This window comes from Candidatus Villigracilis vicinus, assembly GCF_016702885.1.
Classification (GTDB): domain Bacteria; phylum Chloroflexota; class Anaerolineae; order Anaerolineales; family Villigracilaceae; genus Villigracilis; species Villigracilis vicinus.
Map to the genome: position 1 here is coordinate 36,134 of NZ_JADJDD010000008.1, position 20,537 is coordinate 56,670.

23 protein-coding genes are annotated in these 20,537 nt (G+C 52.4%); 5 read left to right on the plus strand and 18 right to left on the minus strand.

Annotation, left to right across the window (positions count from 1 at the left end; all coding sequences use genetic code 11):
• Positions 1 to 22: 22 nt before the first annotated feature.
• Positions 23 to 1,894 (minus strand): transcription termination factor NusA, encoded by a 1,872-nt coding sequence (nusA, locus tag IPG80_RS08440; RefSeq protein ID WP_345105148.1) that lies wholly within the window; start codon positions 1,892 to 1,894, stop codon positions 23 to 25.
• A 233-nt stretch (positions 1,895 to 2,127) separates the two neighbouring features.
• Between nusA and IPG80_RS08445 the strand changes: the two genes are divergently transcribed.
• A complete protein-coding gene (locus IPG80_RS08445; RefSeq protein WP_345105150.1) occupies positions 2,128 to 2,862 on the plus strand; it encodes a class I SAM-dependent methyltransferase in 735 nt (244 codons plus the stop codon).
• Between the two features lie 37 nt (positions 2,863 to 2,899).
• On the opposite strand, the gene IPG80_RS08450 is transcribed toward IPG80_RS08445, so the two are convergent.
• From IPG80_RS08450 to IPG80_RS08490, 9 genes are all read right to left on the minus strand, one after another.
• Positions 2,900 to 3,325 (minus strand): hypothetical protein, encoded by a 426-nt coding sequence (locus IPG80_RS08450; RefSeq protein WP_345105152.1) that lies wholly within the window; start codon positions 3,323 to 3,325, stop codon positions 2,900 to 2,902.
• Between the two features lie 46 nt (positions 3,326 to 3,371).
• Positions 3,372 to 3,947 (minus strand): hypothetical protein, encoded by a 576-nt coding sequence (locus IPG80_RS08455; RefSeq protein ID WP_345105155.1) that lies wholly within the window; start codon positions 3,945 to 3,947, stop codon positions 3,372 to 3,374.
• A gap of 52 nt (positions 3,948 to 3,999) precedes the next feature.
• On the minus strand, positions 4,000 to 5,022 hold the full coding sequence (locus IPG80_RS08460; RefSeq protein ID WP_345105159.1) for a L,D-transpeptidase family protein: 1,023 nt from the start codon (positions 5,020 to 5,022) through the stop codon (positions 4,000 to 4,002).
• A gap of 58 nt (positions 5,023 to 5,080) precedes the next feature.
• Positions 5,081 to 6,106, minus strand: coding sequence for a L,D-transpeptidase (locus IPG80_RS08465; RefSeq protein ID WP_345105161.1), 1,026 nt, complete (start codon positions 6,104 to 6,106; stop codon positions 5,081 to 5,083).
• Between the two features lie 58 nt (positions 6,107 to 6,164).
• On the minus strand, positions 6,165 to 7,073 hold the full coding sequence (locus IPG80_RS08470; protein WP_345105163.1) for a L,D-transpeptidase family protein: 909 nt from the start codon (positions 7,071 to 7,073) through the stop codon (positions 6,165 to 6,167).
• 82 nt (positions 7,074 to 7,155) lie between these two features.
• Positions 7,156 to 7,836, minus strand: coding sequence for a L,D-transpeptidase (locus tag IPG80_RS08475; protein WP_345105165.1), 681 nt, complete (start codon positions 7,834 to 7,836; stop codon positions 7,156 to 7,158).
• On the minus strand, positions 7,833 to 8,654 hold the full coding sequence (locus IPG80_RS08480; RefSeq protein WP_345105168.1) for an N-acetylmuramoyl-L-alanine amidase: 822 nt from the start codon (positions 8,652 to 8,654) through the stop codon (positions 7,833 to 7,835). The genes IPG80_RS08475 and IPG80_RS08480 overlap by 4 nt, the downstream gene beginning before the upstream one ends.
• Before the next feature lie 65 nt (positions 8,655 to 8,719).
• Complete coding sequence (locus IPG80_RS08485) at positions 8,720 to 9,691, minus strand: hypothetical protein (protein WP_345105170.1); 972 nt, start codon at positions 9,689 to 9,691, stop codon at positions 8,720 to 8,722.
• A gap of 111 nt (positions 9,692 to 9,802) precedes the next feature.
• Entirely contained in the window at positions 9,803 to 10,756 is a 954-nt protein-coding gene (locus IPG80_RS08490) for a hypothetical protein (RefSeq protein ID WP_345105172.1), read from the minus strand.
• Between the two features lie 30 nt (positions 10,757 to 10,786).
• Between IPG80_RS08490 and IPG80_RS08495 the strand changes: the two genes are divergently transcribed.
• From IPG80_RS08495 to IPG80_RS08510, 4 genes are all read left to right on the plus strand, one after another.
• Positions 10,787 to 11,800: an NAD-dependent epimerase/dehydratase family protein gene (locus tag IPG80_RS08495; RefSeq protein ID WP_345105175.1), complete on the plus strand. Its 1,014-nt coding sequence runs from the start codon at positions 10,787 to 10,789 to the stop codon at positions 11,798 to 11,800.
• Between the two features lie 152 nt (positions 11,801 to 11,952).
• Positions 11,953 to 12,426: a sporulation protein gene (locus IPG80_RS08500; protein ID WP_345105177.1), complete on the plus strand. Its 474-nt coding sequence runs from the start codon at positions 11,953 to 11,955 to the stop codon at positions 12,424 to 12,426.
• Positions 12,427 to 12,548: 122 nt separating this feature from the next.
• On the plus strand, positions 12,549 to 12,932 hold the full coding sequence (locus IPG80_RS08505) for a DUF1801 domain-containing protein (protein ID WP_345105180.1): 384 nt from the start codon (positions 12,549 to 12,551) through the stop codon (positions 12,930 to 12,932).
• The gene (locus IPG80_RS08510; protein WP_345105183.1) at positions 12,929 to 13,456 is read left to right on the plus strand and encodes a metallophosphoesterase family protein; all 528 of its coding nucleotides are present in this window, start codon (positions 12,929 to 12,931) and stop codon (positions 13,454 to 13,456) included. The genes IPG80_RS08505 and IPG80_RS08510 overlap by 4 nt, the downstream gene beginning before the upstream one ends.
• A gap of 37 nt (positions 13,457 to 13,493) precedes the next feature.
• Here IPG80_RS08510 and IPG80_RS08515 read toward each other — a convergent pair whose 3' ends face one another.
• From IPG80_RS08515 to IPG80_RS08550, 8 genes are all read right to left on the minus strand, one after another.
• Positions 13,494 to 14,360, minus strand: a complete 867-nt coding sequence (locus IPG80_RS08515) for a CoA ester lyase (protein ID WP_345105186.1) — start codon at positions 14,358 to 14,360, stop codon at positions 13,494 to 13,496.
• Positions 14,361 to 14,476: 116 nt separating this feature from the next.
• The gene (locus IPG80_RS08520) at positions 14,477 to 14,926 is read right to left on the minus strand and encodes a MaoC family dehydratase (protein ID WP_345105189.1); all 450 of its coding nucleotides are present in this window, start codon (positions 14,924 to 14,926) and stop codon (positions 14,477 to 14,479) included.
• A 58-nt stretch (positions 14,927 to 14,984) separates the two neighbouring features.
• Entirely contained in the window at positions 14,985 to 15,452 is a 468-nt protein-coding gene (locus IPG80_RS08525; protein ID WP_345105192.1) for a biotin/lipoyl-containing protein, read from the minus strand.
• A 143-nt stretch (positions 15,453 to 15,595) separates the two neighbouring features.
• Complete coding sequence (gene accC / locus IPG80_RS08530; RefSeq protein ID WP_345105195.1) at positions 15,596 to 17,083, minus strand: acetyl-CoA carboxylase biotin carboxylase subunit; 1,488 nt, start codon at positions 17,081 to 17,083, stop codon at positions 15,596 to 15,598.
• A complete protein-coding gene (locus IPG80_RS08535; RefSeq protein ID WP_345105198.1) occupies positions 17,073 to 18,059 on the minus strand; it encodes an SDR family oxidoreductase in 987 nt (328 codons plus the stop codon). Before IPG80_RS08535 ends, accC begins: the two co-directional genes overlap by 11 nt.
• Complete coding sequence (locus IPG80_RS08540) at positions 18,056 to 18,256, minus strand: DUF1579 family protein (RefSeq protein ID WP_345105201.1); 201 nt, start codon at positions 18,254 to 18,256, stop codon at positions 18,056 to 18,058. Before IPG80_RS08540 ends, IPG80_RS08535 begins: the two co-directional genes overlap by 4 nt.
• Positions 18,198 to 18,542: a DUF1579 family protein gene (locus tag IPG80_RS08545; protein ID WP_345105204.1), complete on the minus strand. Its 345-nt coding sequence runs from the start codon at positions 18,540 to 18,542 to the stop codon at positions 18,198 to 18,200. Before IPG80_RS08545 ends, IPG80_RS08540 begins: the two co-directional genes overlap by 59 nt.
• Before the next feature lie 163 nt (positions 18,543 to 18,705).
• Positions 18,706 to 20,328, minus strand: a complete 1,623-nt coding sequence (locus IPG80_RS08550; protein ID WP_345105207.1) for a carboxyl transferase domain-containing protein — start codon at positions 20,326 to 20,328, stop codon at positions 18,706 to 18,708.
• Between the last annotated feature and the right edge of the window lie 209 nt (positions 20,329 to 20,537).

The window sequence follows — 20,537 nt, forward strand, 5'->3', positions numbered from 1 at the left end:
ACAAGGAGGAGGGATTCATTAACTACCACGCTTCGTCGTCGCCGCCCTCGCCGCGTTTGTGCTTCTTGCGGGAGACAACTTCGCCCAGACTTTCATCGAACTCGAGCGCCACGCCTTTTTTCTTGACCTTCTTGCCCTTCTTCTTGTCGTCAGACTCGTCTTCGGTACCTTCAGGAGCCTGGAACATTTCGGGCTTGATCGAGAACAACTCATCGAGTGAGACGCCGTCCTTGGAGACTTCGCCATCCTCTTCCTGTTCTTCAGCGGCGCGCTTCGATTCTTTCTTCTTTTCGGCTGCTTTTTCCACGGCAGGCACTTCGATCACTGGAGCCGACTCTGCCACCTCTGCGACAACAGCCGCAGGGGCTTCTTCAGCCTTGGGTTCAGCAACAGGTTCGGGGAAGGTCAGAGCCGCAAGACTTTCTTCGATATTGGTAAGGGCTTTGCCGCCGATTCCTGCCAGTCCGAGCACTTTGTTTGCATCGGTCTTCATATCGAACATTAACTGACCTGCAGTTTCATACCCAGCTTCGGTGAGGATGTTGAAAATATGTTCCTTGAGATCGGTGATCTGATCGAGAGGTGTGCTGAACGCAGCCACAGGGATGTCGGCGCGCGCGGCGGCAATGCGTTCATCCTCTTCGCGCGTAGCTTCTTCCTTGGCAAGGATCATGCGGCGTTCAACACGATCCACAAAGCCTTCGAGTACATGGAACTCTTCCGGCGTGATGGGGCGGTTCTCGGCTTTCTTGGCGAGAATTTCCTCCACCTGCGGGGCAACTTCCACGGCAGGTTTGAGCATGTTCTGCAATTCAGGATCGCCGTTCAATTTGGAGAGGGCGTCACCTGCAGCCTCAGACAGTGACTTGATGTCGATGCGCCAGCCCGTCAGTTTTGCGGCGAGGCGGGCGTTCTGCCCATCGCGCCCAATGGCAAGGCTCAACTGATCTTCACCTACAACGACTGTGGCGGTGCGTTCTTCTTCAGTGAGATACACGCCGGTGACACGCGCCGGGCTGATGGCTTTGGAAATATAAGCGACCGGGTCGGCATCCCATAAAATGATGTCGATCTTCTCGTCATGCAATTCTTTGACGATGGCTTGAATACGGACACCCTTCATGCCTACGCAAGCGCCGACGGGGTCGATCCCTGCTTGTGTGGCAGAGACTGCCACCTTGGCGCGGGCACCTGGCTCACGCGCGATCGCGCGGATCTCGACAATGCCGTGATAGATCTCAGGCACTTCGTTTTCCATTAAACGGCGCAGGAAGTTACGATGCGCGCGCGAGAGGATGATCTGCGGACCGCGGGTGCCGTCCTTCACTTCGATCACCACCGCACGGACGCGGTCGTGCAGCTTCAGTTTTTCGCCGGGGATGCGCTGGTTGTTCGGCATGGTACCTTCGGCTTTCATTTCCAAGCCGATGGTGATGCCCTGCGCGTTGATCGCCTGTACCAAGCCGGAGACGATTTCGCCTTCCTGGCGCTGGTAATACTCCATCTGGTTCGAGCGTTCTGCCTCACGGATGCGCTGTTGGATGACCTGGCGTGCCGTTTGAGCAGCCACACGCCCGAAATCTGCCGGGGTGCTTTCCACAACCACCATGTCGCCGGGCTGGCAATCGGGGTTCACCTTGCGTGCTTCTTCGATCAGCACCTCGGTGCGTTCATCTACAACGCTGTCTTCCACCACTTCCTTCTCGGCGTAGACGGTAACGATCCCCGTTTCGGGGTCCAGTTTGGATTCCACGTGCTGAGCCGTGGAGGCGCCCACAGCGCGCCGATAGGCGGAAACCATCGCCGACTCAATTGCCGAGATGACAACATCCTTGGCGAGTTGTTTTTCTTCCAGCACTTCGTTGAATGCCAACGCAAAATCATTCTTAGCCATCGTACCTGCTCCAAAGCTCCTTTAATATAAAGCGAAGAAGTGGGGGCTACCCACTTCTCGGTGACTTCGTCTTTATGGGGTTGTCCTTACGTTTTGAATTCTAGCATAAAGGTCTTGCGTGTGCAAGGAGGAGTCTTGAAGGGACTTGTAGGTCATGTTTCTAATGAGACTGTCACGCAGCCCCTTCGCGGGCAAGCAAGCATGACCTACAATCGCAAGGTATAATCGCCGCCATGACTGAAAGAGACATGCAAAAAGCCGCCCTGCGCGGAGAACCTTCGTATGTATGGCGTGATGGACAAAAACGCCGTTTGAACATGATCGCAAAATTTGCCGGGGAACGCATGCAAGGCAACGTACTGGAGAATGGCTGCGGCGTGGGCATGTACGTTGAAAAGATGGCTGAACTTGGAGCAACGGTCACCGGATTGGAATTTGATTTTGAGCGCGCCCGCGATGCCAAAGTCAATTCCGAAAAAATTATCAATGCGGCTGGTGAATTCCTGCCACTTCCTTCTGCGACGTTTGACCTGATCCTCAGCCACGAAGTGATCGAACACGTTCAGGATGATCGTTTGGCTGTCCGCGAAATGGTACGCGTGATGAAAGTGGGTGGACGGGCTGTCATCTTTTGTCCGAACCGAGGCTACCCGGTGGAGACGCACGGTATTTTTTGGAATGGGAAGTATTATTTTGGGAATAAACCTTTGGTAAATTATCTGCCGCGTGTTTGGAGAGATAAACTCGCCCCGCATGTACGTGTCTATTCCCGCCGCGATATGCAAAATTTATTTACGGGGCTGCCCGTCAAATTCATCGAACGGACGATCATCTTTGGTGCGTACGATAACATCATTGCCAGAACTGGTGCCTTCGGGAAGATCATCCGTGCCGTGCTGCAATTTGCAGAAGCGACACCACTGAAGATATTGGGCTTGTCTCATTTTTGGGTTGTGGAAAAGACTTAAATAAAGAGGCGGTCACCTTCATGGTGACCGCCTCTTTTTATTCGTCATTATCGTTACTTGCGCTTCCTGGTTGTTCCACCCGGATCACTTCGCCGTGATAGTTGATGACCACTTTGAATCCCATCATCCCCAAGTAGGTTCGCATCTCTTCAGGGAAGCCAGTTTGCATGACGGCGTCGAATTGCTTGTCGATGTTCTTCAACTGTTGTTCGATCATCGCTTTCGAGAAGGGGTCATCCTGCCCAAGCATTTTGGCGGTTTGTTCAGAGAGCAGATCTTCGCTGCCCTTCATCAACTCTGCCATCTGGTTTAGTACTGCGCGATCCACCTGTTCAGATGGGATGTGGCGTTTGAAGCCGTCATCATCCACCACGTAGGCAGGTTCACTGCCGATAAAACCCGAAGCAACAGGTTTTTCATTTTCATCCACAATAAGACCAGTGAAAAGGGGAGTGTTGGGCATGATTTAATTCCTGTAGGGGCGACTCGCGAGTCGCCCCTACGATTTATTACTGTTGTCTGCCTTCGACCGCGGCGAGCAGAATACCAGCTGCGATGCCCAGGCGACGGTCGAGCTGACGGGCAGTGTCCATGTTGAAGTCGATGTTCAATTCATAGGTAAAGGGATTGAAATTTTGCTTGTAATCCGCCACGCGGGTTTCGCCAAAGAACATGTCATAGTTTTGAGGTACGAGGTTGGTCAGGAAGCGGCGCAAGAGAGCCAGCCCCATGCTGTCTTCAAATAGTTTTCCAAGCACGGCATCATTCACATCAAGCACTTCCCACTCATCTCTCAAGATGGAAGCAAGTCCTTTGCGGCGCATGGCGCCGATTTTCTGACCGGTGGCACTGTCGACCACATCGTAAGCAGCGGAGAAATCCACGATCTGGCGGGCTTTGATCGCCAGCACTTCCTGTGTTTTGGTTTCATCGGCATAGACGCGGATATCTTCACGCAGTTTGAACATTTTCTGTTCGCTGAAGAGCAGCAGTTTCCCGCTGGTGTCGAAGACACGGAATTTTCCAGCCAAGGCGAAGACCTGGCGTTTGAGCAAATACTGGTTGGACTGAAAGATAGGGTTCATTTGGTTTCCTTTTGTATTAAAGTGTGGAAAAGATTAAGCGGCGAGTGCTCGATCACTCGATGATCACATTTGTGCCCTGATCGGGTTGGTGTAGATAATCCACATTGGCAGGGACGACCGGGCTCGTCCAACGGTAGACCCATTTAGCGACGCTGGATGGCAGGTTAATACAGCCGTTGCTGCGACGGCGTCCGTAGTCGTTATGCCAGTAGGTGCCATGAAAGGCATGCCCAGACCCCGTGAAGAATGAAGTCCATGGAACGCCAGCCAGATTATAGATATTTGCCACAGCATCGCCCCGGTTGGTCATGTGAATGGAGGGACCCTTATGATAGGTACGCCATTGTCCCTTGGGCGTGTCCGTTCCACGTTGACCGCTGGCGCAGCGCACCGAGAGCACCATTTTTTGCCCCTCGAAGGCGGTTACAACTTGCGAGACAAGGTCTACGTGAAGGAGTTTTTCTTCGTTGGGCACTTCTGGAGAGAGCTGGGTCAGTTCATCGTTCGGGATGAGGCGCAGGTTATAAGATGGGACGTAGAAGGATTTTTTTAATTCCTTGTCAAAGATCTCGTACCAGACACTTTTCTCGTCTCGGTCTACGATCACCTTTTTTACCCAATGGGTCGATTCGTAGTACAGGCGGTGAGCGTTGTTTGAGTTTGAGAATGGGGAGCGATAGGTCAGGCTGTATGGCGCGCAGACTTCCGCCAGCTGTCCTTCAGCTGCGAGCGTGTAGACGGGTTTTTGATAGTTCGTTTCCACAGGCAGAACGGGACCGGAATGCACATAACCGCCATTGACAACATACCATGTGGCGTTGTTGACGTTGCTGAGGTAATCGCCCTGCACTTCGCCGAGCAGGTCGAATACCTGGTCTTTGCCGATGGCTTCAACCTGATTCGCGTTTGCAAAGGGTGCGTCCATAATGGCGACGCCGCTGAACAGGGCGAGTCCTTTTGAGGTGGGAGGGGCGGCGAAGGCGCGGTCGACGCCTAATTCGGAGAGAACAAGCCCGAGCGCGCCAGAGGCGGTGAGCTTGAGGAAGTCGCGGCGGGAAAGTTGGAAGATGCTCATAATTCGATTGTAAATATAAAGGTTGAGAGGGGGATAAGAAAATATCTCTTTGGTACTACTATGCAATGATCTCGACCTTGGTGCCTGTGTGCCCGTAGGAAAATTCCTTATTGAGCGGAACATCGGGTGAAGACCAAAGGTAAAGCCATTTTGCGGCGGCGCAGTTCATATTGATGCAGCCGTGTGAGCGCGGACGCCCATAATCGTTGTGCCAGAACGTGCCGTGGAAGGAGATGCCGCTCTTGGTGATGTATTGCACCCACGGCACTCCGGGCAGGTCGAAACCGCTGGCGGCGATATCTCCGGCTGCCATGTGGCGGGATGGGCGTTTGTAGGATGTGATGAACTTGCCCTTGGGGGTGGTATAGGTTCCACTGCGGAGTCTGGCGCCTGTAGAAACTGGCACACTGAACACGGGAATATCCATTTCGTAGGCGGTGACAAGCTGCTGCTCAAGGCGCACAATGATCTTTTTATTTTCTGCGGGAACTTCAGGTGAAATAGGCATTAGTTCGTCAGGAGTAAGAATGCGCAAGTGCTCGGCGCGGACGTAGTAGAGCTTGTCCCATTTGTCGTCGCGGATCTGATACCAGGGTTGCCCATCGGTTGTGCCTGCCACCAAAGCTTTGACCCAATGGGTCGTTTCATAATAGATACGGTAGCCCACTTCAGATTCTGTGCCGGGTTCTGTGAAGGCATCGCTATAGGGGACGCTGACCTCAGCGAGCAAGCCTTCGCGTGGAATGTTATCTACATACGGTTGACTCAACAAGGTGCGCACCGGCTGGATGTTGCTTGAATGAACGTAGCCTTCGTTCCCGACCTGATACCAGATGCGGTTGTCTGTGATGGTCTCTTCACTGATGGCAGTGTTGGTGATGTCGAAGACCGAGTCGCGTTGCAGTAGTTTTGTCTTTGGGGCTTCGGTGGTTGGGGTTTCATGCACCCAAACCGTGCGGACGGTGACACGCCCTTGCTGCAGGTCGAACGGGTCATCTATATCAAAATTGAGCGAGGGCGCCATAAGACTTGCCAGACCCAGCCCGCTCAATTTTATAAAGTCTCTTCGTGATAAATTTTTCATTTCAGAACAATAGATCAGACGTCCATCTTTGCCGATAGAACTGTGGATGGGGACTCTCTTAATCGTGTACGTTCACCACTGTGCCGACGGAGGCGAAGTTGTACGCCCACTCGGCATCTGGGATGCTCAAGTTGACACAGCCATGACTCATAGGCACGCCAAAATTGTTATGCCAGTAGGTTCCGTGAATACCGTAATCGCCGTAGAAGTACATCACATAGGGAACATCAGGCAGATAATAACCGGGTCCAGACATGGGTGCGGAGCGAAGCTTGACCCATACTTTGAACTTGCCCGTCACTGTGGGGGTTTGCCATGTGCCGGTGGAGACGACGAAAGAATTGACCAGAGTATCACCTTCATAGGCATACATACGCTGGTCAGAAAGGTCAACATCGAACCAATGCACGCCTCCGCTGCCGCCTGTGCTTGCGCTTACGGGCGGAACATACGCAACCGCTGTAGGCGGAGCGACATACTCAGCCGTGGGCGTATCTGGGATGATGGCTGCTTCCACGACCACTGCGCCAACTTCAGCATTTGCAACCACTTCTGTGGCAGCTGGTAAAACCGCCGCGGCAGCTTCCGTTGCAGGAGCATCAGTCTGAGGTGCAATAACCGCTTCCGCTTGAGTGATGGGTGTGACCGTGGCAACGGGTTGCACCGGTTGAACTTGTTGTGCCACTGGTTCAGCGGCAATAGGGGTGTAAGTTGGCTTGGCGATATATACCTGCGCGTATGATTGTCCCGGCGCCACTTGCTGAAGCTGTGTACTGCTTGACCCGCGATTAAGAATCGATGCCAATACAGGAGAACGGACCGCCGACCATGCTGCGAACATGAAAACGGCGCATCCGGTAATGATCAATAAAATGGGGAGGAGAAGATTTCGCTTCTGTGCCGGACCTTTGGCTGGTTTTCCACCGGATTGCGCTGGTGATTGTGAGGTTGTGGAGCGATTGTTCATGGAGGCACCTTTTACAGCATCAACGAATAAATAATTTCAAGCGAACACGTCTAATAGGATTATAAACAAAAAGCCCTTGTTTTCACCATTGAATTTCCACAGGAACACCCACCTCTGCCCACTCATACAATACTTGCGCATCGAAGGTGTCCAACACAACACACCCGTACGAGATCGGGCTGCCTAAAAAGCCCGACCAAAGCGTGGCGCCGTTCGAAAGGATCGGCAAGGCGTGGATCCCGTTTTCCAGGCTGCCTGCCCAATAGATGCCCAACCAGTTGGGCATCCAAAGATCCCAGGTGGCACCATAGGCGTTGGGAATTTTATCCAGCACACTGAATGTACCGGTGCGGGTGGCATTATTCATGCCTGTTGAAGCGATAAAGCTATACACCAATAGATCGCCTTCATATACATACATATGTTGTTCAGAAATATCCACGAGGATATATTTCCCGCCACTATAGTTGACCGGCACCTCTGCCTGTGACTCGGCTGCCATGGCTCGAATCGGCGAATCTACGATCACGGCTTCTGCAACTGCTTCTGGCGTATTCGTTGGAGTTTCTGTAGGGGCGATTGTGGCAGTAGGGGATGGGGTGTATGTTGGCTTTGCAAGCTCGGCAACGGCGAATGCTTTGGCGTATGTAGGCGTAACGGGTGTAACCGAACCAAGCGCTTGCGACGAGGTGACCGTCCATGCGACTGCACCGAGCAGCATGATGGTCACTGCGAGGAGGAAGCCGATAACGCGCGGACTCATGGCTGGATCGTCGGCAGGGGAAGGGAGGTCGGTAGGACGCTCTCGTTGTTAATAAAGCAAAGAATGCCCTGTGTCACGCCTTCTGCCACAACATCGGTCTGTTTGGTGAGAATGTTCTGGTCGAGATATAGAAAACCGGTTTCGATGATGGCTGTGATGGTGTTCGGGTCGATTTCAGAGAAGGCATGGTATTGGGTCATATCAGGCGTGATGCTGTTGGCATGGAAATCAAGCCCGGTCATATGTTGATAACGGTCAGTCAGGCAGGCGGTCAGGCGTTGGGCGCGATTGACATCCCGCGTTTCGAGCGATGCCGCCACTTTGAAGCCGGTCGCTTCATCGTTGATGTAATCGCATGAGTCATTATGTATGGAAACGACCGCTGCCGCGCGATACCCATTCAGGCGGGTATCGAACTCATTGAGCAAGTCCACTTGATAGCCGCGTTCGGTGAGGCTGCGCTGCACCAGCGTTGCGATCGAAAGGTTGACATCCGCTTCGGTCAGTGTCGGCAGTCCGTTCTCGTCGAGGCAGACCGCACCGGAGTCGTTGCCCATGTGCCCAGCCACGATCCCAATGCGAACTTGCGGTATTGGGGTCAGGGGTCCGTTCTGCGCGTTGGCTTGAGGCGTGAGCAGGGTGCGAAGTTGCTCTTCCAGATTGCTGGCGAAAAAGCTGGTTGGAGTCCATGCGGTGAAGAGCGTTGCGATCAAGAGAGCGATGCCGAGCGTGGATAAGAACGGGTTCGTGCCGCGCGGTTTTTGTCTGCGGGCGATCGTCGGTTCTTTGGTGGCAGTAGGTTCGTTTGCGGATTCCATATTCAAGATAATCTTACCCTACTTTGCTATGAGGTACATGAAAAGGAGATACGCGCAAGCGTGACTTACTTGATTGAAGTCAGTAATTTTTTTATTGACTTCAATTTGGAAACCGGCAGGGCGAGGTTCTTTACATGAGTGCGTTCGTATTGGAATGTCTTTGAACCTGGCTGGAGCAGGGTTGCTCGTTGACTCATTTCTTCGTAGCTGGCATACCCTGTCATAAATATGTCCATGCCGTAGACCCAGATATTCGCCCAATCGTGCGGGGTGATCACGTGTGTTTGACTGATGCCTTCACCATGAATGCCTACGCGTGCTTCAGGCATCCGTTGGACATGCAGCGAAGTAATGGAATAGAACGACTCGTTGACCTTTGCCTTCACCCCCGGCGCGAGGCTGACAACCTTGCGCTTCATTTCCCGCGCCTCATCCTGACCGTTCACTTCGACGATCAGTTCCTCCGCTGATTCTGATTTTAAGACCAATGTTCCAAGCGGTTTCCAGTGCAATGGTTTGCGCCATTGCATTGGCATGACGTGAACGAGGTAGTGCGGTTGCCTCTTTGCGAGCGCTTTTTGCAGATCGGCTTGCGAGGCGGCGACCAGCCCGGTCATGAAGGCAAAGAGGTAGATATCGTCATAGGAGTGTCCATCACCTGCGTGTGAATCGGATGGCACCAGCGCGGGGGCGTCCATCAATATGGCTGGGTTTTGGCGAATGCCTTTGATCTGCTCACGGTGTGAAATAAGAAATGTCTTGATATCGCAGCGATGCCCATTCAAAACCACATCGAACCGTTCGTGATCTGTAAATGGAGTGGAGGCTTTGATATCAAAAGGAGTATTTTCCTGACTAAGGTGGCGCCGGAAGGCCAGTTCCACGGATACATTTGCAACCAAACGGCGCAGACGTCCATAGGGTGACCTGCCCTCGCGTTCGTAGGAATATGCCAGCGAACGCAATGCGTATGCAATACCTGCCTCTGTCAGGTCGGGAGTGTAGGGGAGGTGTAGAAAATCGGATGCGTGAATCATGCCGCTGTGTGAAATGCAAAACGATTGGATAAGGTTTGTGGGGTAAGGCTTGTTCGTTGTATCCCCCACATCTTGCCAATCGTAAATCAAAAATCGTCAAACGTAAATGTTTTACGGCGTAGCGGTTACGGCTGGCGGGGTGTAATTCACTTCCTGGATGACCAGATCGGAGAATGAAACTACCGCGGCGGTCTCCCCAGCCGAACGAACGAAGACTCCAATGGAACCAATGGGGAAGGAAGGGTCGTAGATATTGAACTGAAACCTTCCGTTTAGAAAGAGACGCATTTCTCCGCCGACCACCCAAACCCCAATGCGCACATTGCCCGGTGCGCCGGGGGGCACATCTCCGCTGGGGAGCGGTTGCTGTAAAACAAGACGAACGCTGTTGTTCACCCGTTCTGCGCGCACAGTTCCGTCGCAGGCGAGGGCGAAGCGGTAATAGGAACCGCCATTAGCGCGGATAAGGATGCCGTAGCTGTCTTCACCGCGGCACAGGCTGGGCTGGGCGGTGATCTCGGCGTAATAGTCGCTGAGCAGGGTATCGCGGCGCAGGCTGGTCATATAGACCTGACTCTGCACGGCGAGCGTCAGGCGGTTATCGTTGATTTCAGCACTGGCTTCATTTGACGTGGCGGTATCCCAGTTGAACCGATCGGAGAAATCATCGGTGAGCAGGTCTGTGCCGAGACCGGGGCGCATCTCTGGGGTGGGAGCCTTGGTGGATAAAAGTTGGGGCGTGGATGTAGCAGATGGCGGGAACCAGAGAATGGTCGCAGTGGGAGGCGGGGTTTCCGTCGCCGGCATGGGTGTGGACGTGGCGAGCAATGCATCCATAGCGGAGCAGGATGTGAGGAATACGGCGAGGAAACCTGAAATTAAAAATCGTTGGAAAGTCATCGGGTTTTTATGACAAAGATTTATTTCAATATGTCGTAAAATTACATTGATGTCATCCTGAGCGGTAGCGACACATGCACCGCTCTGCGGATGCAGTGCGGTGAGGATCTCTACGTCAATTACCAGAGACTCTTCGGTCGCTATCGCTCCCTCAGAGTGACACATAGCATGATTCTAGCATATCAGGAGATGAAGATGACTGTGAAGCAAGTGCTGATAACAGGTGCATGCGGCGAGATCGGTCAGGCGCTGGTGCAGGAATTGGCAAAGAAGGGCGGCTACCGTGTTGTAACATCGGATATTGCGCCTTTGCCAGAATCGATCAAGAGTTTAGTGGCAGAACATGTGCAAGGCGATCTTGTATATAAAGTAAAAGTTTTTTATGATTATGATTTTGATGTGATCTTTCATTTGGCGGCTTCGCTTTCATCAAAAGCAGAGATCGCCACGGAGGAGGCGCATCGCATTAACGTGGAAGGGACGATGCAACTGTTGATGCTGGCGGCGTATCGTTCTGAGAAGTACGGCAAGTCGGTCAAGTTCCTATTCCCAAGCTCCATTGCGGCGTATGGAATGCCAACCCTCGAAGCCAAGCGCGGCGCAGGAACAGTAGTGGAAGAGGATTGGGATTTTCCGCACACCATGTACGGCTGCAATAAGTTATATTGCGAAAAGCTGGGGATGTATTACAGCAAGTTTCACGGACAAAAACATTTGGATGAAAAGCCCCCGGTCATGCTGGACTTTCGAGCGATCCGTTTCCCGGGCTTGATCAGCGCCTTTACCCTTCCCAGCGGCGGGACGAGTGACTATGGTCCCGAGATGCTGCATGCAGCGGCGCAGGGGAAGGCGTATTCCTGTTTTGTGCGCCCCGATACCAAGATCTCGTTCATGGCGATGCCGGATGCGATCAAGTCGTTGATGATGATGCTGGATGCTCCGCGTGAGAGCCTGACGACGAATGTATATAACGTGGCTGCTTTTGCCATCACTGCCGAAGATTTCCGCAAACGAGCGTTGAAAGCTTTCCCGAATGCAATGGTGACCTATGAGCCTAACCCGCGCCGCCAGGGCATCGTTGATTCGTGGCCCGAAGATGTGGATGATTCACGCGCTCGCAATGATTGGAATTGGAAGCCCGATTATGACGTGGACCGTTTCTTCGAAGAATACTTCCTGCCGGAGATAAGGAAGAGGTATGGAAAATAGGGGATCGTGTAGATCGTTTGTAAAAAGCCGCACAAGTAGTGCGGTTTTTGTTTGCAAATTGCAAACAGGTTTTTTCTTGCTTCTTTCCATTTGGTGATATATGATGCGCCGTTGTTGAAACGTTCGTACATATATTCCAAAGGAGAAATGCAATGGGTCTTTTCAGCAAGTTAAAGAAAGGTTTGGGGATCGGCACCGCAAAGGTCGAATTGGTGGAAGTTCCTTCTCAGATCAACAGGAACACGGAGGAAGTCTCGGGAAAGGTGACCATCACAGCCAAAAGCGACCAGAAAGTTTTGTCTGTACGTGTTGCGGTGGTGGAATTATCAACCAGTGAATTCAACGGTCAACAGCGCGAGATGAAGAAAGACCTTGCATTTGTTAAATTGGATGGTTTCGAGCTGAAGGAAAACGAGACACGTACTCTGCCCTTCAGCATTGCTATGGTTAGCGGCGGGAAAGTGTCTGTGGAACTTTTTGGCGGCACGCTCTCGATCTCGGGCGGGACAAACCTCTCCAGCTCCAACTCTGTCTTCTCGCCGATCAAATACCAGATCGTTGCGGTGGCAGACTGTGAAGGTGTTGCCATTGACCCGACGGACGCCAAACCGCTTGCGATTTTATAGAACCATACTTTAAATTTTTTTACCCCAAATCCCTCTTGATCTTAAAGAGGGATTTTTTTTCGTATGCCGAAGTCTTGTCGTTTACAATGGGGGTGTCGATGCTTTGGAAAAGGAGATCAACCATGTCTGCAAGCCCAATGGAAGAATTTATTGCCAGGTACCCCGCTACTGTGCAAGTCATTTTGCAAAAGATCCGGGCGGTCATTCACAAGTCCGCACCGAGGGCAGAGGAGGCGATGAGTTACGGGATTCCCACCTTCAAACTCAATGGCAAGAATCTCGTGCATTTTTCAGCATTCAAGGAACACATCGGCTTTTACCCCACGCCATCTGGTATTGAAAAGTTCAAGAAAGAATTGGCTGTGTATGAAGGAGCGAAAGGCTCGGTCAAGTTTCCATTGGATAAACCGATCCCGTACGCCTTGATCACGAAGATCGTTCAGTTCCGCGTCAAGGAAGTCTCTGCCCAAACAACGCCAAAGAAGAGTACTAAAGCCAAGTCATGAGCACATTTTTTACTGCCGATACGCATTTTGGTCATCAACGCACGCTGGAATTCTCCCGCCGTCCCTTTGCGGATGTGGCTTCGATGGATGCGGCATTGATCGCCAATTGGAATTCAGCTGTCAAGCCGGGAGATACTGTCTATCACCTCGGTGATTTTGGGGCGCTGGAATGTCTGGAGTATGTCAGCAGACTCAACGGGAAAATCATTCTTCTGCCGGGAAATTATGATACGCCAGAAATGCTGGAAGTCCTTGCGCAGACTTGTGAAATCATCGAACCTAATACGGTGATCGAGGTGGAAGGTCAGCGCTTGCAGCTTGTCCACGAACCAGACGAGGCATTGGGCGGGGAGTTCTATCTTTTTGGGCACGTCCACCAATTGCAGATGGTCAAACGTAATGGATTGAATGTTGGCACAGATTGCCACTTCTTCCGTCCGATTCCGCTGGAGGTGGTCTTGTTCTATCAGAACGCGATCTACAATCATTATGACGATAATGTCTTTATGGAAAAGCTTGGGTAAAAAAACTCCGAGGTCTTTAAGACCTCGGAGTTTTGCTTTACTTCCCTGCGGCGTTCGCGCGTGCCAGCACTTTTTGTGCGTTCTTCAACAACGGCATGTCGATCATCTTGCCATCCAGCGCATAGGCGCCTTTGCCTTCTTTTTGACTGGCTTCAAAGGTCTCGACGATTCGTCTTGCGTATGCGATCGCTTCAGCGGATGGAGTGAACGCCTCTTGCACCACCGGAACCTGATTCGGGTGAATGACCTGTTTCCCGCTGAAGCCGAGTCTTGCCCCAAACTCTGATTCGACTTTGAGCGCTTCCAAGTTTTTGTAATCGATGGTGACGATATCAAGGGCTTGCAAATCATACGCCGCGCAAGCGACAATGACCGCCTGCCGCGCATACAATAACTCAATGGCATCTTGTGTCCGTGTCGCACCAATCGACGCCGCGAAATCTTCGCCGCCGAAGATGATCGCATCCAAACGCGGATGCGCCGCGATCTCTTTGAGATTCAATATCCCTTTCGCGGTTTCCACCCCGATCAAAATTCGAATCGAGTTTAGTTTCCAGCCGTGCTTCAACTCAGCATCTTCGATGATACGGCTCGCCCATTCCACCTGCTCGAATGACTCGACCTTCGGAATCACGATGCCATCTGGATGATGGGGGAGGACGGCTTCAATATCGTCTTTCTCCCAGCCCGAACCGACCGAGTTGATGCGCGCCAGTTTTTCGCTCGTGCCGAAGTCTAGTTCTTGCAGTGCCTTGGCAATGGTGGTGCGGGCTTCGCCTTTTTTGTTGACGGCGGTGCCGTCTTCCATGTCCATGCAAATGGAATCCACGCCCAAGGTCACAGACTTGGTGATCATCTTCCAATTGTCACCGGGCATGTAGAGTAGTGCGCGTCGTGAGTGCATTTAAGACCTCGTAATTGGTAAATAGAGATTGGTGATTCGTGAAGAAAGAAAAAAGAGGAAAGAAGTGAGGAATCGTTTTCTTTCTCACCCGCACTTGTGTGCGGTGCAAGTGCCTTTCATCTTTCCTTTTTGAGGAACATCGCTGTCCGTTCAAACTCAACCACGATCGTTCCATCCGGCTTTCTGCCAATACATTTAATTTTTACAAGCCCGGCATTCGGTCGTGATTTCGATTCGCGTTTCTCAATAATCTCGCTTTCAGCATAAATGGTATCGCCATGAAAAACGGGACTTGGATGATTCAACTTGTCGTAGCCCAAATTTGCAACGATGGTTCCTTCGGTCAAATCTGCCACGGTCAAACCGACGACCAAACCGAAGGTGAAAACTCCATTCACCAGCCGCTGACCAAACTCGGTCTTGGCTGCAAAATCTTCATTGACGTGCAGCGGCTGGGTGTTCATCGTCAGCGCGGAGAAGAGCACATTATCCATCTCGGTCACCGTCCGCCCGCCGTGTTTGAAGGTCATACCCACTTCGAGTTCGTCGAAATATTTTCCGGTCATTGTGACTCCTTGTCACTGAATTTTAGCCGAAAAAAGAGCCTCCATTCGGAGGCTCTCACTATTCCACTTCCACCAAAATCTGTTCGCGTTCCACCGTCTGCCCCTGCACTACCGAAACGGATTTGACTACTCCATCCTTCAACGCCTGAATACGGATTTCCATCTTCATGGCTTCCATCGTGAGCAGGGTTTGACCTTTCTTCACGGCATCGCCCACGCTGACAGCCACGCTTCGAATCTGTCCCGGCATTGGAGCAATGAGTCCCCCGGCATGATCGTGCCTGACGCCTTGTTTGGCGCCCGACGTTTTCGTGAGCATCAGCGTCTGCCCGTTGATAGTGACCCAGCGCTTCGCCATATCCGACGAGACATGCGCCGTGACTCGTTGACCATCCACGAGCAAATCCATGCGCCCGTTCGATGCGCGGATAACCTGCACGGTAACGGTCTTGCCGTTTACAGTGGCGATGTACTGATTGCCGGATGGATTGAGTTCAATGCTTTGCGTGTCGAAGGTTGTTTTCATAGCATCTCATTTCGTCATTGCGAGCCGCGCTCTTGTTTTGCGGCGAAGCAATCCCCACATGCCATAAGATTGCTTCGTCGCTCGTCCTTCGACTGCGTTCGGCTATCGCCTCACTCTGCTAAGGATGGCTCCTCGCAATGACATTAATTCCGGTAATTCCCCGTCTGCTTCCACGGGTTGAATGGATCGGTCTCATTTGAAACGGCAGGTTGTGCTTTGCCACCAATAAAAACCACATCTGCAAGGGCGGCGGCGATGAGAGCATTAAGTTCAGGTTGAGGGATGGACCACTCGCCGAATTTTGTCTCGACCCAACGAGTGGTGACTTTGCCTTGTTTGAAATCATCTGTCTCCAAAACAGCATGCATGTAGTCCATATTCGTCACCACGCCGTGGACGATGAAATCGTTGAGCGCGTTCTGCATGCGTTGGATAGCATCTTCGCGATTGCCAGCATGGACGATGAGCTTTGCCAACAGCGGATCATAAAAGTGGGTGACTTCATCGCCAGCGGCAAAGCCAGAGTCCACGCGGATGCCGGGTCCTTGCGGTTGGATGAATTGCAGTAGTTTGCCGGTGCTGGGCAAAAATCCAGTCGTTGGGTCTTCAGCATAGACGCGGCACTCAATGGCGTGACCATGTTGGTGCAGGTCGCTTTGGCTGAAGGGGAATTTTTGTCCCGCCGCGATGCGGATCTGCCAGTGGACGAGATCGAGCCCGGTGACGAGTTCGGTGACGGGATGCTCCACTTGCAAGCGGGTGTTCATTTCGAGGAAATAATATTGCTGGGTCTTCGGGTCGAAGATGAATTCGACAGTACCAGCGTTGTAGTAGCCAACAGTCTTTGCGGCATTAACTGCGGCTTCGCCCATTTTTGCGCGAAGTTCAGGTGTAAGTAGGGGAGAGGGGGATTCTTCGATGATCTTTTGGTGACGTCTCTGCACGGAGCATTCGCGCTCGAAGAGATGGACAAGATTGCCGTGTTTGTCGCCGAAGACTTGAATTTCGATGTGATGTGCTTCGGCGAGATATTTTTCGATCAGCAGGCGTTCATCTCCGAATGCGTTGCGAGCTTCGCTTCTGGCGAGCTCGATGGCTTCTTTCAACTCGCTTTCGGCATTGACCACACGCATGCCTTTGCCGCCTCCACCCGCTGCGGCTTTGACTAGGACGGGGTAGCCGATTTCATTCGCGGCTTTTAGGAATTCTTCGTACGTTTCCAAGCCTTCGTAGCCAGGGACAGTGGGCACGCCTGCTTTCTTCATCAATATCTTTGATTCAGCTTTGTCGCCCATCGCGCGGATCGAATCGGCTGAGGGACCGATAAAGGTCAGGTTCGCTGATTCCACTGCGGCGGCGAAAGAGGCGTTCTCTGAGAGGAAGCCATAGCCCGGGTGGATGGCATCGGCTTGAGAGTCGCGTGCGGCTCGCAGCAAGGCTTCCACATTCAAATAGGATTCTTTGGGCGCTGCACCGCCAAGCAAGACGGCTTCATCGGCGAATTGAACGTGTTGTGCGTTGTGATCCGCTTCGGAATAGACGGCGATCGTTTTGATGCCCAGCTCGCGGCAGGCGCGCATAATGCGAATGGCGATCTCGCCGCGATTGGCGATAAGGATTTTAGTGAGCATGGTTGAGCAGAGTTAAGAGTTCTTTTTCACGTTCGGGCTTTAAGCCTGCTTTGAGCTCGTGCCCTTCTGGTCTTTCGAACTCCCAATCGTAAATGGCTTTGACCGTATCGGTGAGGGAGGTAAATGTCAGCCCAGCATGGATTGCTTTGGAGATATCCACATGTGAAACTCCGGCGTTCTCACCGGTTTCTGGAACCCATGCGGGCATATCACTCCATGGGGCTACAGTATTTTTTTCCAGAAATTCAACGGGTGCCCATTTAAAGTTTGCATTACTTTTGCTGATGCGTTTGCAGGTTTCAAAGACCGTGTTAAGGGTTACTGGATTGCCGATGGCATTGAAAGTGCCTGAAACATTCTGATCGATGAGTTTGATGATGAAGTCGGCAAGGTCGCGCGCGTCGATGAACTGTGTCATGGCATCCGGTCGGTCAGGTGCAAGGACATCGCCGCCTTTGGCAATGCGCAGGGGCCAGTAGGTGAAACGGTCGGTCGGGTCATGCGGACCGACAATCAAACCGGGGCGGATGATGAGAGAACGCGGACCATATACATCCTGCACGGCTTTCTCACAAAGTGCTTTCAGCGCCCCATAGGTTTCACCGGTGATCTCTTCGGTATCTTCATGCGTCAACATGGCGACAGAGTCGCTTTCGTTGATGCCGACCTTGCTGAAGTTGGAGTACACCGATACGCTGGATATAAAAATATAACGCCCAACTTTATCTTTTAACGCTTCGGCAGATTTGCGGACGATGCGCGGTAGATAGCCGCATGTATCGATAACCGCATCCCACTGACCCGCTACCTGATCCAGGTCCGTTTCTCTATCTCCCCGAATATTTTTCACCCTTCGAAAAAGATCGGGGTTGGTCTTACCGCGGTTGAAGAGGGTGATCTCGTGTCCACGGGCGCGGGCAGAGGTGACGAGATGACGTCCAACGAAGCGAGTGCCGCCAATGATGAGGATTTTCATGTGTTGACCTTTGTCAGTATGGATTCGGTGGCTTTGGCTTCTTCGCCTTCAGGCATGATGTTATAGGCAGTGATGATGAGCTTATCCTCGCGCAGTTCTACTTCGGTACGCCAGCCCCAGTCCGGTCCGCCGTTGGGGTCAGGGTAAGAGCCGAGGACCGAGAAGCCGTTCTCGATCTCGCTGCCTGTGCAGAACATGATGCCGGTGTTGTTGTGAAAAGGAGTCGACCCAACTGGTTTCGTAACGGTCAAGCAGGGTGTTGTACCCAAAGGTGAACATGCCGTGTTGGGCTTCACCTTCGATGGATGATTGGTAAAGGAAGAGCGCAAAGCGTCCTTCAAGGATAAGTTGAATGGTTCCAACAATGGGAGTTTCGCCTGCCAGGGTATCTGGTTCGAGCCACAGTTTACTCGTTCCGCGCCAGTTCCCGGCAAGTTGGGCAAAAAAGTGATGCGGGCTTTCGTTCGATTTTTCGAATGTCATAGTTACGATCCTTTTGTTGATTTATGCAACTCCGAAGGAGTGAAATGATTGTAGAATTTCAGATTATTTATTTTTAACCCCGAAGGGGTGTCAGAGCTATGTCATCCCTTCGGGATTTGGAAATGCCATGCCCATTCTCTATAATCCTGCCATCCCTTCGGGATTACATTCTGAAGACGCCGAAGCCGCCTTCTTCTTTCGGGGCATTCAACACAACGGATAACGCCAACCCTAAAACTTGACGAGTATCTGCGGGGTCAATAACACCATCATCCCAAATGCGAGCAGAGGAATGGTAGGGACTGCCCTCGCGTTCGTACTTTTCCAACAGCGGACGTTTGAACTCTTCCGCCTCTTCCGCGTTTAGGGCTGGTTTGCCCTCTCTGACGAGTTGATCTTGTTTGATGGTGAGCATCACGTTCGCAGCTTGTTCACCACCCATGACACTGATTCTTGCATTGGGCCACATCCATAGGAAGTTGGAGCCGTAGGCGCGACCTGCCATGGCGTAGTTGCCCGCGCCGAACGAGCCGCCGATGACGAGAGTTAACTTGGGGACGCGGGTCGTGGCAACGGCATGGACCATCTTCGCGCCGTCTTTGGCGATGCCGCCGGTTTCGTATTCTTTGCCGACCATGAAGCCGGTGATGTTTTGCAAAAAGATGAGCGGAATGCCGCGCTGGTCGCACAGTTCAATGAAGTGCGTCCCTTTGAGCGCGGACTCGCTGAACAAGACTCCGTTATTGGCGATGATGCCGACGGGGTAACCATGGATGCGGGCGAAGCCGCAGATGAGAGTCGTACCGTAACGGGCTTTGAATTCGCGGAATTTGCTTCCATCTACGATGCGGGCGATGATCTCGCGGACGTCGAAGGATTCTTTGAAGGTGCGCGGCAGGACACCGTACAACTCGTCAGCGTGGTACAAAGGCTCCTCGGGTGGAGCAACATCCAGCGCGGAAAGATGCGAATGCACGTGTCCGCGCGGTAAGGTCTCGACGATCGAACGTAAAATTTCAATCGCGTGGTCATCATCCTCTGCGAAGTGATCGGCGACGCCCGATTTGCGCGTGTGGACATCCGCCCCGCCCAATTCTTCAGCAGTGACATCTTCCCCCGTGGCGGCTTTGACCAACGGAGGTCCGCCGAGGAAAATTGTCCCCGCACCTTTGACGATGATGGCTTCATCGCTCATGGCAGGGACGTACGCGCCGCCCGCCGTGCAGGAACCCATCACCGCCGCGATCTGCGGAATGCGCTTTGCAGACATGCGTGCCTGATTGTAAAAAATGCGCCCGAAGTGATTGACATCGGGGAAGACTTCATCTTGAAAAGGCAAATTTGCCCCGCCAGAATCTACGAGGTAGAGGCAGGGCAAATGATTTTCTTCGGCGATCTGCTGCGCACGCAAATGCTTCTTGACCGTCATCGGGAAGTACGAGCCGCCTTTGACTGTGGCGTCGTTGGCGATGATGAGCACTTCGCGATTCGAGATGCGCCCAATGCCGGTGACGATGCCCGCACTCGGCGCTTCGTTGTTATAAAGATTAATCGCTGCCAGCGCGGAGAGTTCAAGGAAGGGCGCGCCGGGGTCGAGCAGACGTTCGATGCGTTCACGCACGAATAACTTGCCCTGCTCTTCATGGCGTTTGCGATACTTCTCGCCGCCGCCTTCGCGGACATCCGCAAGGTGTTTCTTTAATTCTTGCGCGAGGGCACGGTTGTGTTCTGTGTTGGCTTTGAATTCGGGGGATTGCGGGTCGAGGGCGGAGGATAAAGTTTCCATAGGTTCCAGTAATCAGTTTTCAGCGAACCGTAATCAGTGTTGGGGTGAGTCTAGCATAAATTTTTGGTTTTCAGGTTGGCAGGTTATCAAGTTGACAGGTTGGGAATTAACGGCAAAGGCGCAGAGTCGTAGAGATTTTTCTCTACATCCTCTGCGCCTTGCCATTCCAGAATAGGTGACTGTTTGAAGGTCTAACGTTTACAACTTCC

What these genes read in the sequence shown, in the direction of transcription:
- IPG80_RS08490 (WP_345105172.1), bottom strand. Translation starts at nt 10,756, where the DNA reads ATGTGTCACTCTGAGGGAGCGATAGCGACCGAAGAGTCTCTGGTAATT.
- IPG80_RS08520 (WP_345105189.1), bottom strand. Translation starts at nt 14,926, where the DNA reads ATGACCGGAAAATATTTCGACGAACTCGAAGTGGGTATGACCTTCAAA.
- IPG80_RS08510 (WP_345105183.1), top strand. Translation starts at nt 12,929, where the DNA reads ATGAGCACATTTTTTACTGCCGATACGCATTTTGGTCATCAACGCACG.
- nusA (WP_345105148.1), bottom strand. Translation starts at nt 1,894, where the DNA reads ATGGCTAAGAATGATTTTGCGTTGGCATTCAACGAAGTGCTGGAAGAA.
- IPG80_RS08500 (WP_345105177.1), top strand. Translation starts at nt 11,953, where the DNA reads ATGGGTCTTTTCAGCAAGTTAAAGAAAGGTTTGGGGATCGGCACCGCA.
- IPG80_RS08525 (WP_345105192.1), bottom strand. Translation starts at nt 15,452, where the DNA reads ATGAAAACAACCTTCGACACGCAAAGCATTGAACTCAATCCATCCGGC.
- accC (WP_345105195.1), bottom strand. Translation starts at nt 17,083, where the DNA reads ATGCTCACTAAAATCCTTATCGCCAATCGCGGCGAGATCGCCATTCGC.
- IPG80_RS08515 (WP_345105186.1), bottom strand. Translation starts at nt 14,360, where the DNA reads ATGCACTCACGACGCGCACTACTCTACATGCCCGGTGACAATTGGAAG.
- IPG80_RS08475 (WP_345105165.1), bottom strand. Translation starts at nt 7,836, where the DNA reads ATGAGTCCGCGCGTTATCGGCTTCCTCCTCGCAGTGACCATCATGCTG.
- IPG80_RS08445 (WP_345105150.1), top strand. Translation starts at nt 2,128, where the DNA reads ATGACTGAAAGAGACATGCAAAAAGCCGCCCTGCGCGGAGAACCTTCG.
- IPG80_RS08450 (WP_345105152.1), bottom strand. Translation starts at nt 3,325, where the DNA reads ATGCCCAACACTCCCCTTTTCACTGGTCTTATTGTGGATGAAAATGAA.
- IPG80_RS08550 (WP_345105207.1), bottom strand. Translation starts at nt 20,328, where the DNA reads ATGGAAACTTTATCCTCCGCCCTCGACCCGCAATCCCCCGAATTCAAA.
- IPG80_RS08480 (WP_345105168.1), bottom strand. Translation starts at nt 8,654, where the DNA reads ATGGAATCCGCAAACGAACCTACTGCCACCAAAGAACCGACGATCGCC.
- IPG80_RS08535 (WP_345105198.1), bottom strand. Translation starts at nt 18,059, where the DNA reads ATGAAAATCCTCATCATTGGCGGCACTCGCTTCGTTGGACGTCATCTC.
- IPG80_RS08470 (WP_345105163.1), bottom strand. Translation starts at nt 7,073, where the DNA reads ATGAACAATCGCTCCACAACCTCACAATCACCAGCGCAATCCGGTGGA.
- IPG80_RS08485 (WP_345105170.1), bottom strand. Translation starts at nt 9,691, where the DNA reads ATGATTCACGCATCCGATTTTCTACACCTCCCCTACACTCCCGACCTG.
- IPG80_RS08465 (WP_345105161.1), bottom strand. Translation starts at nt 6,106, where the DNA reads ATGAAAAATTTATCACGAAGAGACTTTATAAAATTGAGCGGGCTGGGT.
- IPG80_RS08505 (WP_345105180.1), top strand. Translation starts at nt 12,549, where the DNA reads ATGTCTGCAAGCCCAATGGAAGAATTTATTGCCAGGTACCCCGCTACT.
- IPG80_RS08495 (WP_345105175.1), top strand. Translation starts at nt 10,787, where the DNA reads ATGACTGTGAAGCAAGTGCTGATAACAGGTGCATGCGGCGAGATCGGT.
- IPG80_RS08460 (WP_345105159.1), bottom strand. Translation starts at nt 5,022, where the DNA reads ATGAGCATCTTCCAACTTTCCCGCCGCGACTTCCTCAAGCTCACCGCC.
- IPG80_RS08545 (WP_345105204.1), bottom strand. Translation starts at nt 18,542, where the DNA reads ATGACATTCGAAAAATCGAACGAAAGCCCGCATCACTTTTTTGCCCAA.
- IPG80_RS08455 (WP_345105155.1), bottom strand. Translation starts at nt 3,947, where the DNA reads ATGAACCCTATCTTTCAGTCCAACCAGTATTTGCTCAAACGCCAGGTC.
- IPG80_RS08540 (WP_345105201.1), bottom strand. Translation starts at nt 18,256, where the DNA reads ATGTTCTGCACAGGCAGCGAGATCGAGAACGGCTTCTCGGTCCTCGGC.